Annotated in this window: 9 protein-coding genes; 4 read left to right on the top strand and 5 right to left on the bottom strand. The window is 64.3% G+C overall.

Annotated elements, in window-relative coordinates; translation table 11 throughout:
* Positions 1 to 17 precede the first annotated feature (17 nt).
* Entirely contained in the window at positions 18 to 1403 is a 1386-nt protein-coding gene (locus KJQ96_RS10640; RefSeq protein WP_213286589.1) for an MFS transporter, read from the top strand.
* A gap of 831 nt (positions 1404 to 2234) precedes the next feature.
* Here the strand turns inward: KJQ96_RS10640 and purH are convergent.
* The 3 genes from purH to KJQ96_RS10625 form a co-directional block, all read right to left on the bottom strand.
* Positions 2235 to 3827, bottom strand: coding sequence for a bifunctional phosphoribosylaminoimidazolecarboxamide formyltransferase/IMP cyclohydrolase (gene purH, locus KJQ96_RS10635; RefSeq protein ID WP_213286588.1), 1593 nt, complete (start codon positions 3825 to 3827; stop codon positions 2235 to 2237).
* A 105-nt stretch (positions 3828 to 3932) separates the two neighbouring features.
* Complete coding sequence (locus tag KJQ96_RS10630) at positions 3933 to 5648, bottom strand: heparinase II/III family protein (protein ID WP_213286587.1); 1716 nt, start codon at positions 5646 to 5648, stop codon at positions 3933 to 3935.
* 162 nt (positions 5649 to 5810) lie between these two features.
* A complete protein-coding gene (locus KJQ96_RS10625; RefSeq protein ID WP_213286586.1) occupies positions 5811 to 7160 on the bottom strand; it encodes an RsmB/NOP family class I SAM-dependent RNA methyltransferase in 1350 nt (449 codons plus the stop codon).
* Positions 7161 to 7319: 159 nt separating this feature from the next.
* Here KJQ96_RS10625 and KJQ96_RS10620 point away from each other — a divergent pair, with 159 nt between their 5' ends.
* Both KJQ96_RS10620 and KJQ96_RS10615 read left to right on the top strand, forming a co-directional pair.
* Entirely contained in the window at positions 7320 to 7529 is a 210-nt protein-coding gene (locus tag KJQ96_RS10620; RefSeq protein WP_057842690.1) for a DUF1674 domain-containing protein, read from the top strand.
* Positions 7530 to 7577: 48 nt separating this feature from the next.
* On the top strand, positions 7578 to 8177 hold the full coding sequence (locus tag KJQ96_RS10615) for a thermonuclease family protein (RefSeq protein WP_375293160.1): 600 nt from the start codon (positions 7578 to 7580) through the stop codon (positions 8175 to 8177).
* A 47-nt stretch (positions 8178 to 8224) separates the two neighbouring features.
* On the opposite strand, the gene KJQ96_RS10610 is transcribed toward KJQ96_RS10615, so the two are convergent.
* Both KJQ96_RS10610 and acs read right to left on the bottom strand, forming a co-directional pair.
* Positions 8225 to 8737 carry a L,D-transpeptidase gene (locus KJQ96_RS10610; protein WP_213286585.1) on the bottom strand — a complete coding sequence of 171 codons (513 nt, stop codon included), beginning with the start codon at positions 8735 to 8737 and terminating at the stop codon, positions 8225 to 8227.
* A gap of 319 nt (positions 8738 to 9056) precedes the next feature.
* Positions 9057 to 11009 (bottom strand): acetate--CoA ligase, encoded by a 1953-nt coding sequence (gene acs / locus KJQ96_RS10605; protein WP_213286584.1) that lies wholly within the window; start codon positions 11007 to 11009, stop codon positions 9057 to 9059.
* Between the two features lie 370 nt (positions 11010 to 11379).
* Here acs and KJQ96_RS10600 point away from each other — a divergent pair, with 370 nt between their 5' ends.
* On the top strand, positions 11380 to 12528 hold the full coding sequence (locus tag KJQ96_RS10600) for a DNA topoisomerase IB (protein WP_213286583.1): 1149 nt from the start codon (positions 11380 to 11382) through the stop codon (positions 12526 to 12528).
* Positions 12529 to 12597 lie beyond the last annotated feature (69 nt).

The following is a 12597-nucleotide window of genomic DNA, read 5'->3' as shown; positions in this document are numbered from 1 at the left end:
TGAAGGAAATATCCGACATGGCGGTGATCGCTTCCGAGGCAGTTGGCGCCGAGATTCCGCAGGCATATCCGCGCCGCGCCGCCGTCGTGAGCTGGATCTTCTTCGACTGGGCCGCGCAGCCTTATTTCACGCTGATCACCACGTTTGTATTTGCACCCTATTTCGCGGGCTTCGTCGCGCCGGATCCGGAGCGGGGACAGGCGCTGTGGGGATTTGCCACCGCGGCCGCCGGCCTGATGATCGCGCTGCTGTCGCCGGTGCTGGGTGCGATCGCCGACGCCAGCGGCCGCCGCAAGCCGTGGATCGCCGGCTTCGGCTCGCTGCTGGTGATCGGCGCCTGCCTGATGTGGTTCGGAAAGCCCGGTGACCCCAGCATCATCGCGCCGCTGCTGCTCGCCTATGCGATCGCGAGCGTCGGCGTCGAATTCGCCACGGTCTTCAATAACGCGATGATGCCGACGCTGGTGCCGCCGGATCGAATCGGGCGGTTGTCCGGCACCGGATGGGCCACCGGCTATATTGGCGGCATCCTCAGCCTCATCCTGGTGCTCGGCTTTCTGGCGGCTAACCCCGACACCGGGCGTACACTTTTCGGCCTGGCGCCGCTGTTTGGTCTCGATCCCGTATCCCACCAGGGCGATCGCATCACCGGCCCGCTGACCGGCATCTGGTTCATCATCTTCGTGTTGCCGATGTTTCTGCTGACGCCGGATTACCCGGCCAAGCGCCCGATCCGCGAGGCGATACGTGAAGGATTGAGCGGACTGAAGCGAACGCTCGGCGAACTGCCGAAGCGGAAATCGGTGGCGACATTCCTGCTCGCCAACATGATCTATACCGACGGGCTGGTGTCGCTGTTTACGTTCGGGGGCATCTACGCCGCCGGCACTTTCGGCTGGCATACGATCCAGATCGGCACGTTTGGAATTCTGCTGGCAATCGCCGGCACATTCGGGGCGTGGCTCGGCGGCAAGCTCGACGACAAACTCGGACCCAAGCGCGTCATCGCCGGCAGCCTGCTGATCCTGCTGCTTGCGCTGGGCACGATTTTGCTGGTCGACAAGGACTCGATCCTGTTCGTGAAGGTCGCGCCGCCGGCGCCGGGCGGCGCGCTGTTTTCCGGCGCCGCCGAGCGCGCCTATCTCGTGCTCGGATGCCTGATCGGCGCGGCCGGCGGTCCGCTGCAGGCGGCGTCGCGCACGCTGCTGATACGCCTCGCGCCGAAGGATCGTATCGCGCAATATTTCGGACTGTTCGCGCTGACCGGGAAGGTGACGTCGTTCATCGGCCCGCTCCTGATCGGCGCGATCACCTATGTTACCGCGAGCCAGAAAGCCGGCATGGCGCTGCTGGTGGTGTTCTTCGCTGCCGGCCTGGCGCTGCTGACGCGCGTGCGGGAGTGAGGGTAGACGACCGTATGAGCGTACGTACACGTTGCAAAACCAGTCCCGTAGGATGGGTGGAGCGATACCCATCAATGCCGATGCACGTGACGATGAGTTTCGCTTCGCTCTACCCATCCTACGCAGATAAGCTTTCGCGATCTCGCGGCATCATCTGCCCGAGCTTTGCTCTCGACTTCCCGCCCTCTCACTCAGAGGGCGCAGGGAAGACCGGGTGCTTGCTGCACCCGCGGTCCCGTGTGCAATTGCGCATAAAGAACGCGCACACGAGCATACAGGTATAGCGGGAGCATCCCGGCCTTCCCTGCGCAATGGCTTTACGGCTTACTTCGTGCTCTTCCCGGAGAACGGCTCTTTTGCCTCCGTCGCTGCGCAAAATAGTTTCACGCAGCTTAACGCCAGCACCGCGGCGCCCGAACCACACGACTTCGCCGTACGCGTCAGGCGCCTACGTCTTGTGCGCCATCCACGTCCATCGCATCTCACCGCACGTTCGTGACGATCGCGAGCGCCCCTCAATTGGGTGAGACGGGCGGAAATATGCGGCTGATTTGCCTCTCGCGTGAAGCGAAATATTTTTGATTCCCGGGCTTGACACCATTTCTGAAAATCAGAAGTGATTTGCCCGTCGGGTTATCTTGTCCCAGGTCGTTGCATGATTGCGCTTGCGTGCGCGGCAAATCAGTCCGTCGTCCTGGGCAAGCGAGCAACGCGAGCGCGACCCGGGACCCATACGCCGCGGCGTATATTATTTCGCGCGCGAGTAGACGGCCTCCGTCAACAACGCAAGCCTGTGGTTATGGCTCCCTGCGTTCGCAGGGACGACGCGCATCAGTGCCGGAAATGCCTGACGCCGGTGAACACCATGGCGATGCCGTGGTCGTCGGCGGCCTTGATGACCTCTTCATCGCGCATCGAACCGCCGGGCTGGATCACCGCCGTTGCGCCGGCTTCGATGCAGGCCAGCATGCCGTCGGCGAAGGGGAAGAACGCATCGGATGCGACGACGGAGCCTTTGGTCAGCGGTTCAGCGAGCTTCATTTCGGCCGCAGCATCCTGTGCTTTGCGGGCGGCAATACGCGCCGAATCGACCCGGCTCATCTGGCCGGCGCCGATGCCCACAGTGGCGAGATCCTTGGCGTAGATGATGGTGTTCGACTTGACGTGCTTGGCGACGCGGAAGGCGAATTTGAGATCGCGCAGTTCGGCGTCGGTCGGCGCGCGTTTGGTTGCGACCTTGATGTCCATGTCCTCAACCACCGCATTGTCGCGGCTCTGCACCAGCAAGCCGCCGGCAACCGTCTTGGCGGTCAGGCCGACCGTGCGCGGGTCGGGCAGGCCGCCCGCGAGCAACAGGCGCAAATTGCGCCGGCTGCCGATGATCGAGATGGCCTCTTCGGTGGCGTCGGGGGCGATGATCACTTCAGTGAAAATGCCGATGATGGCGCGCGCGGCCTCCGCATCCAGCGTGCGGTTGACCGCGATGATGCCGCCATAGGCCGACGTCGAGTCGCAGGCGAGCGCGCGGCGATAGGCGGTGACGAGATCAGGTCCCTCCGCGACGCCGCAGGGGTTTGCATGTTTCACGATGACGCACGCCGCGGTGCGCTTCGGATCGAATTCACCGACGCATTCGTAAGCCGCATCGGTATCGTTGATGTTGTTGTAGGACAGCTCCTTGCCCTGCAATTGCCGCGCGGTGGAGACGCCGGGCCGCTTGTCGGGCGTCGCATAAAACGCCGCGGTCTGGTGCGGGTTCTCGCCATAGCGCAAGGACTGGATCAGCCGGCCGCCGAAGGCGCGGAAATCCGGCGCGTTATCCTTGAGCTGCGTAGCAAACCAGTTCGAGATCGCGGCGTCATAGGCGGCAGTGCGCGCATAGGCTTTTGCGGCGAGGCGGCGGCGCAGCCCGAGCGTCGTCGCGCCCTTGTTGGCGGCGAGTTCGTCGAGCACGGCCTGATAGTCCTGCGCCTCGACGACGACGGCGACATCGTCGTGGTTTTTGGCGGCCGCCCGGATCATCGCGGGCCCGCCGATATCGATATTCTCGATGCAGTCTTCGTAAGCGGCGCCTTTGTCGACGGTCGCCTCGAGCGGATAGAGATTGACGACGAGCAGGTCGATCGGCGCGATGCCGTGCGCCTTCATGGCGTCGGCGTGCTCCTTGTTGTCGCGGATCGCGAGCAGGCCGCCATGCACCTTCGGATGCAGAGTCTTGACCCGGCCATCCATCATTTCGGGGAAGCCGGTGAGTTCGGAGACGTCCTTGACTTTCAGCCCCGCGCCGGCGATTGCCTTCGCCGTGCCGCCGGTCGAGACCAGTTCGACGCCATGTCCCGCCAGCGCCTGGGCAAATTCGATCAGGCCGGTCTTGTCGGAAACGGACAACAGAGCGCGGGTCACGCGGCGCGGATGGTCGGTCATGGCTGGATTCCTGGCTGTTAAGGCCAGCCCGGTAGCATGGATTGACCGGTCATGAAACCGCCAGAAGGCGCCAAATCCGGGTGTGGAAATCTGGCCGGGAAGGGCTCAGAGCGGCAATTCCGGCTCGCGCCGCGCAGTGCGCCGGGCGTTGGTGGCGCCCGCCGACGTGCTCGAGCGGACAAAGCTCCAGCGGATCGAGGAGGCGTGGCGGGAATCCTGGCGGATCACGATCTGGGCGGTGCGGCGCGGGCCGTCATTGCCCGCCAAAAACACGCTGTCCTCGAGATCGACCTTGTCGTCGAGCGCCTCGAAGGTCCAGACGTCGCGGTTGGGCAATACCAGCATGACGCCGCGCGCATCGCTGAGGCGGCTGGCCTTCACCGCGGGATGAAGATGAAACCGCAGCGCATAATCGGTCTCGGCGCCCTTGATGCGCGTCCCCGGCGCCGGCGACACGGTGTCTTCGCCGTCGAGCCTTGCGCCGTCATGGGAGATCATCAGCACCCGGCGATGCACGACGCCGAAGCGTGCGAGATAGCCGTCATGCGAGGTGGTCAGGAGATCGCCGTCGGCCACGGCCTCGCGGTAGCTTTCCACGTTGGCCGGACCGCTGACGACCGGCGCGCCCTGCAGCAGGCGCTTCATCGCCGACAATTCGACGAACTGGCACGAGGACGCCTCGTGATAGGTCAGGGTCGAATGCGCCGCGGTGCTGCGGGCAAAGGTGCGCCAGTTATCCCTGCCGGTCGCGGGCATCCCGCAATTGACCACGATCCGGCTCGGCCCCGAAGACAGTTCGAACGAGAGACATCCGGCGTGCGCTTCTTGGCTGACATTCGGCGGCGGCGGTGGGCCGGTGTCGATGATGACGGTCGTCGTGCCGGCGTCGAGACGCTGGAAGCCGGTATGCGGCATGTTCGCCATCGGCACGCCGTGCGTGTCGTCATAAGCAAGCAGTGTCGCCACCAGGTCCGAGGGCGCGTTGCTCATGCCGTTGAAGAGCGCGAAGCTGCCGTCGCCATGACGGAAGAAGCGCAGCATCGGCATCATGCGGTCGATCGCATTCAACAGCGCGGGCGGCGGCGCGATATTACGGGCGGCAAAGGTCTGTCGCAGGGGCAGGAGGTCGCTGAGCAATTCGACCAGCGCACCGGGGTTGCGCGAAATATGCCCGCCGTCGGGCTGGATCTGGCGCTGCAATTCGTCGGAAAGCCGTCGCGTGGCGGAGCGGATGTGTCGCGCCTGATTGGCCAGGCACAGCGAGGCGTAGCACAGCGCGATCAGGACCTGCAGCCGCGGCACACCGTCGGCGATGTCGAGCATCGTGTAGCGAAGATATCGAATTTCGCGGGTCAGCCCGCGCAGATATTTGCGATAGAATTTTCCGTCGGTGTCGCCGAGCACCAGCGGCGCCTGCGACAACAGCGAGATCACGCGGCGGGCCAGCACGTCGGGGCGGCGTTCGAGCGGCCGCTTGCGCGCCGGATTCGAGATCCAGTCGTCGACCAGCGAGCGGGCATTGGCGCGGGTCAGCGCGGTGTCGGCGGCGCGCAGGTGCCGCAGCCAGCCGAAGCCGAGCAGCGCGACTTCCCAATCTTCCGACGGCGGCTCGAGATCGAAGATCGAGCGGCCGTGGCAGGTGACGATTTTGCCGGCGAACACGAAGCGGCCGGCATAGATTTCCGCGGCGCGGGTGGCGTCGGCGGTGCGCAGATCGTGCGGGGCGATGATCAGCCGGTCGGCGCGGCCCGGCCACAGCCGCGATACCGCCACCGTGGCGCCGGTCGCGCGCGCGATCACGGTCCGCGCCGAGCGGCTCATGATAAGCGTCGAGATGCGTCTGCGTTGAGCGACCGACACGCCGTGCCTTGGGCTTAGGGAGGGAGGGGTATTCTGGCGAATCCTTTTAATCCGGAAACGCCGGTAAGACACCATCTTGAAAATCGACGAATCACCCAAAGGCAGGGTGATTCCGGTCTAAAATCAGGTTTTAACCAGCCGCGCCGAGTAAAATCCATCCAGCCCGCCGAGCCGGGGGTCGTCATGGGGCAAATGGCAGGGAAGGGTGCGTAAATCGCCGCTTGCGGTCACGATTTCGCTGAGGCCTGCGACCTCGTCCACCTCGACCGGGACACGGCGCATGCCCGGTTCGGTAGCGAGCAGGGACGCGACCGCCTGTTCGCCTTCCTCGGGCTCCAGCGAACAGGTACAATAGACCAGCGTTCCGCCCGGCTTGAGTAGGGCGACCGCCTTTTGCAGCAACCGTTTCTGTAGCGCGGACAGCGCCGCAATGTCGGCTTCCTGACGCAGCCAGGCGACATCGGGGTGACGGCGGATGGTGCCGGTGGAGGTGCAGGGCGCATCCACCAGCACGCCGTCGTAACCGCCATTGCCGCTGCCTTGCCATTCGGCCGCATCAGTCACCACGTCATCGGCCTGCAGCGAAAGCCGGGCCAGATTTTCGCGCAGCCGTGCCATGCGCGCCGGCGAGCGATCGACCGCGGTGACGCGCGCGCCGGCGTGCGCGAGCTGCGCGGTCTTGCCGCCGGGCGCGGCGCAGAGGTCGACGATGCTCTTGCCGGCAACATCGCCGAACAGGCGCGCCGGCAGTGCGGCGGCGGCGTCCTGCACCCACCACTGTCCCTCGGAAAAGCCGGGCAGCATGGTCACCGAACCCTGCAGCAGCGTGCGCACGGTTCCGGTCGGCAAGGTTTCGCCATGCAGGCGGCTCGCCCATTGCGCCGCGTCCGTCTTCACGGTGATGTCGAGGGACGGTTCGTGGCCGATGGCGCGCGCCATCTCCCGCGCGGTGGTCTCGCCATAGGCGCCGATCCAGCGCGTCAACAGCCACGGCGGAACATCAAGCGTCTGCGACTTGACTTCCTCGATCAGCGGCTGTCCCTCGCGGGCGCAGCGGCGCAGCACGGCGTTGACTAGGCCGGCATACTTTGCGGCGCGTCGGTCCGATTGCACCAGCCGCACCGAAAGGTCGACAGCGGCGTGATCAGGCACATCCATCCAGAGAATCTGCGCAGCGCCGATCAGAAGCGCGCTCTGTGCCCGCGGCGCATCCGTCGGAATGCCGCGATCGAGCAGGCGCGACAGCAAATGGCCGAGCGTGCCGAGCCGCCGCAAAATCGTCGCTACCAGCCGCCGCATCAGTGCGCGGTCGCGATCGGCGAGCGCCTTCAGTCCGGGATGGGCGCCTGCGCCGTCGAGCTGGTCGTCGAGGGTGCGATGCTTGTGCAGCACGCCGTCGAGAATATCAGCCGCGATCCGCCGCGCCGCGAGGCCGGGCACTTCTGAAGGTACTGCGAATCTTGAAGAGGGCATGAAGCAGGAATATCTCGGAAGGCGGAAAGGGTTCGGCTCATGCCAATGAAATGAAACACTCATTTGGCATGCGAATATGCCAAATGTAAGAATCGCCACAGACAATTTCCCGATTGTGATGTCATCTGTGCGCTCATCCCGTGCTATGGGAGAGTTGCGATGACCGACAATTCTTCATCCCCCGCGCCGGTTGCGGAACGCAAGAAGCTGACGCCCGCAGCCGAGCGCGCGCTTGCCGAGGCCGAAGCGCGCCGCAAGGCCACTGACGCCTGCGCCATGCCGCAGCAGAAAGAATTCCAGGGCCCGAAGGGCCCGGAACCGACTCGCTACGGCGATTGGGAGCGCAAAGGGATCGCTTCGGATTTTTGACGGCACCGGCTCTTGCCGGACGGCCCGACTCAGCCCTTAGTCGGGAATATGCCTCCATACGAGAAGATAACTGCTTACCGGACCTCGCGCCGGGGTCCGCGGCGCCGCTGGTTTGCGGCGGCCTTGCCGTGGATGTTCGTGCTTTGCGTCGCTGCGGCGACGATGCTGCCGGTCCGCGACTGGGTACGCCGGTCGTTGCCTGACTTCGCCGACAGCCAAGCGGCGCGCGATGCCGAGATGGTCTGGAAGCGCGCTGGAAGTCCTGACGTGCGCCATCCCGTCGATGTCATCCGGACGATCGATGGTGACACGTTTGAGGCGCGGGTGCATTTGTCGCCCGGCGTTGAGCCGACCACGCGCATACGCCTGCGCGGCATCGACGCGCCCGAATTGAAGGCATCGTGCCCTGGGGAATTGCAGATGGCGGAGGCCGCGACCGGTGCCCTGCGCGCGCTGCTCGGCGAAGGCGGCGTCACGATCTTCAACATTGGACCGGACAAATATAACGGCCGGGTCGTGGCGGAGGCCGCGACGCGACGCACCGGAAATGTTTCGGCGGCGATGCTCGCGGCAGGTCATGCGCGAAACTATGGCGGCGGGCACCGCAACGGCTGGTGTGCGAACGCGGGCCAGGCACTGCCGAACTGAAAAGGCCGCGCGATCGCGCGGCCTTTGCATTCAATTCAATCCGAAAGTCAGTGCATGACAGTCACCGTCGTTCCGACCGGCACGCGTTGATAGAGATCGGAGATGTCGTCGTTGAGCATGCGGATACAACCGTAGGAGACGAAGCCGCCGACCGAGCCCGGCACGTTGGTGCCGTGAATGGCATACTCCCCGCCAGCCAGCGTCATCGCCGCGACGCCCATCGGGTTGCGCGGCGAGCCGCCGGGAATCACGTCGGGCATATAGGGCTTGTCGCGCCTGACCTCGCTCGGGGGCGACCAGGCCGGGTTGAGATACTTGCCGTCTATCTTTGTGGTGCCCGACCATTGCTTGCCGGCCTTGCCGACGCCGACCGGATAGCGCATGGCGCGGCCGGACTCGAGAATGAGATAGAGACGTCGCTCGCCGGTCTTCACCACGATCGTGCCCGGCGCGTACTCGCCGCTGACATCGACCAGTTCCGGCCTCGCTTGTGCCTGCGACGACATCATAGTGCCCGCAGCCAAGGTGGCGGCCAACGCCACCGCAATCCTCTTCGACATTCCCCAGCTCCGCTTTTGCTCGCCCCTCTCGGGGGCCCTCAAATGTCCTTTCAAGCCTGACGGCCCGCTGTCTCGTCCACGCGTTTTCAGTTTAGTCGCGCGAACTGACCGGCTGGTTTCAACGCCAGCCTTCGAGATTATTCTCGATGGGGCAACCAAGGGAATGTTCGAAACAAAGTAAAATGACCGTAACACCACGCAGCGGCGACAAGCCCGGTGAGGCTCGCCACTGACAAACGCGTGAGCGATGGGATTGCCGCAAAATTCGGCATCATCTCGTCCCGGGTCCCGGGACGAGATGCTTGTGCCAGGCGGCGCCTTACACCGGTGCGCCCTTCTTGTTCTGCCGGTTCTTCACGAGGTCGTCGACCACAGCGGGGTCGGCGAGCGTCGAGGTGTCGCCGAGGCTGGAGGGCTCATCCTCGGCGATCTTGCGCAGGATGCGGCGCATGATCTTGCCGGAGCGGGTTTTCGGCAGGCCTGGCGCGAACTGGATCTGGTCGGGGGACGCGATCGGGCCGATGTCCTTGCGCACCCAGGCGACCAGCTCCTTCCGCAACTCCTCGGTCGGCTCGGTACCGGCCATCAACGTCACATAGGCGTAGATGCCCTGGCCCTTGATGTCGTGGGGATAGCCGACCACGGCCGCTTCCGACACCTTGGCATGCGCCACCAACGAGCTTTCGACCTCGGCGGTGCCCATGCGGTGGCCGGAAACGTTGATGACGTCGTCGACGCGGCCGGTGATCCAGTAATAGCCGTCGGCGTCGCGGCGGCAGCCGTCGCCGGTGAAATACTTGCCTTTGTAGGTCGAGAAATAGGTCTGCTCGAACCGCGCGTGGTCGCCGTAGACCGTGCGCATCTGCCCCGGCCAGGATTTGGCCAGGCAGAGATTGCCAGTGCACTCGCCTTCGAGCACCTTGCCGTCGGCATCGACGATTTCGGGCACCACGCCGAAGAACGGCCGCGTCGCCGAACCCGGCTTTAGTTTTGTCGCGCCCGGCAGCGGCGTGATGAGGATGCCGCCGGTCTCGGTCTGCCACCAGGTATCGACGATCGGGCAGCGGCCGTCGCCGACCACGCGGTGATACCATTCCCATGCTTCCGGATTGATCGGCTCGCCGACCGAGCCAAGCAGGCGCAGGCTCTTGCGGGAGGTCTTCTTCACCGGCTCGTCGCCGCTTTGCATCAGCGCGCGGATTGCGGTCGGCGCGGTGTAGAAGATGTTGACGTTGTGCTTGTCGATGACGTTCCAGAATCGTGAATTATCCGGATAGTTCGGCACGCCTTCGAACATCAGCGTGGTGGCGCCGTTCGCCAGCGGGCCATAGAGAATGTAGCTGTGGCCGGTGACCCAGCCGACGTCGGCGGTGCACCAGTAGATGTCGCCGTCGTGATAGTCGAACACGTATTGATGCGTCATCGACGCGAATACGAGATAGCCGCCGGTGGTGTGCAGCACTCCCTTGGGCTGGCCGGTGGAGCCTGACGTGTAAAGGATGAACAGCGGGTCTTCCGCGTGCATGTGCTCGCACGGACATTCCGTCGTCACCAGCTTGGCCACTTCGTGGTGCCAGAAATCGCGCGTTGGATTCATGTCGACGGCCGCGCCGGTGTGCTTCACGACGACAACCCAATCGACGCCGCCGGCTTTCTCGATCGCCGCATCGACATTGGCCTTCAGCGGCACCTTCTTGCCGCCGCGCAGTCCTTCGTCGGCGGTGATGATCACCTTGGACTGGCAGTCGGTGATGCGTTGGGCGAGGCTGTCCGGTGAGAAGCCGGCGAACACCACCGAATGAATGGCGCCGATCCGCGCGCAGGCCAGTATCGCGTAGGCGGCTTCCGGGATCATCGGCAGATAGATCGTGACGCGGTCGCCCTTCTTGACGTTCCGCGTGCGCAGGATGTTGGCCATCTTGCAGACTTCGTCGTGCAACTGGCGATAGGTGATGTGCGTGGACTGAGAGGGATCGTCGCCCTCCCAGATGATGGCGGTCTGGTTGCCGCGCTTGTCGAGATGCCGGTCGATGCAGTTCCAGGCGGCGTTCAGGACGCCATCCTCGAACCATTTGATCGAGATGTTGCCGGGGGCGAAGGAGACGTTTTCGACCTTGTGGAAGGGCTTGATCCAGTCGATGCGCTTGGCTTGCTCGGCCCAGAAACCATTGGGGTCCGAGACCGAGCGGGCGTACATTTCGCGGTACTTGGCGTCATCGATATAGGCGCGTTTGGCCCAATCGGTGGATACGTCGTAGATCTTCTCGGACATATTTACCCTCCCACTCATCGCGGCCGGATGCTCGGCGGCCACAAGTCGTCCCTGATTGTTGAAGCGATTATGCGTCGCGGGACGATGCCCGGACAAGGCGGAACGTCTGCGACCTTGGTCGGCCAGCCGGTCTCCGGCCTTGTCGCGGATCAAAGTCAGGCCGTTTTTTGCGGGTTCCGCTCAGGGCAAATCAACGCTATCGGCGGAATGGCACCCATGAATGGTATCTAATAACCTTCAATGACGGAATCGGGACTCGCAAAGTGGTTCGTTACCCCCTAAATGGCCTCCCCGGGGCCGGCGGCCTCCCGGAACAAGCCATAACAAACGGCATTACCGGCGAAACAGGCGGAGCAAGGCGACAACGGACATGATGGATCAGCAGAATTTCGAGGCTACGCGGCCCGTTTCCGCCGATCCTGCCGTCGCATTGGCCGAAGCGCTCGGGCAACTGCCGAAGGAACCTGCCAACTCGTCCGCGGCAAAGCCGCACATCACCGTCGAAGCGCTGGCACAGGAACTTGGCCTCAAACTCGGCGATCAAAACGGCCTGACCATCCGCCGCATCAAGCGCGGAAAAAGCTATTCGTTCATTCGCGCCAATGGCACGCAGATCCGTCACGCCGGAACGATCCGGCGCCTGCATTCGATGGCGGTGCCGCCGGCCTATCGCGACGTTCGCTATTCGGCCGATCCGAATTCGCATCTGCAGGCGGTCGGCTTTGATGCCGCTGGCCGGTTGCAATACCGCTACCACGCCGATTGGGAAAAGGTCCGCGAGCACCGCAAGGCGCATCGCCTGGCCAAACTCGTCGCGGCGCTGCCCAAGATCCGGCGGAAGGTCTCTGCGTTTCTGTCGGGCGAGGAGCCGACGCGGGAGTTTGCGCTCTCGGCCGTGATCGAGTTGATCGCGCGTACCGCGATCCGTCCCGGCAACGAGTCATATGCTCGTCTCAACGGCACCCGCGGCGCTACCACGCTGCTGAAATCGAACGTCACGCTGGAAGACGATTGCCTCGTCCTGACTTTCAAGGCCAAGGGCGGCAAGGCGGTGCGCAAGGAATGCGACGCCGCCAAGCTGGTGCGCGCGATCGGCATCCTGCGCACCGTGCCAGGCAAGCGCATGTTCCAGTACCGCGACAGGTCTGGCGTCGTGCGCGCCGCCTCGACCACGGCCGTAAATGCGTTCCTGCGCGAGATCGCCGGTATCAAGATTTCGCTGAAGGATTTCCGCACGCTGATGGCATCGGCCGTGGTGCTGGAATCATTGTCGCGGGTTTCACCGGCGGCGAGCGCCCGCGGCCGCAAGAAGCAGGTGCTCGAAGCCGTGCGCGCGGCGGCTGACGAACTCTCGAACACGCCGGCGATCTGCCGCAAGAGCTATGTCCACGACACCATCGTCACCGCGTTCGAAGACGGGATCCTCGAGCGCTTTGCCGCGACGATGAAAGGCTATCGCACGCAAGCCAAGCGCGAGGCCCTGCTGGCGCAGGTGGTGACGGCGGCTGCTGCGGCGTAAATTCGCCGCCGTAGGGTGATGAAATACTATGACGCCGTTCTGATCCAGCCGATCGTCGATGGCACCGAG

The sequence above is a fragment of the Bradyrhizobium sp. sGM-13 genome, from assembly GCF_018398875.1.
Taxonomy (GTDB): Bacteria; Pseudomonadota; Alphaproteobacteria; order Rhizobiales; family Xanthobacteraceae; genus Bradyrhizobium.
The sequence above is the reverse complement of the archived record's forward strand: the minus strand, read 5'-3'. Positions and strand labels throughout refer to the sequence as shown.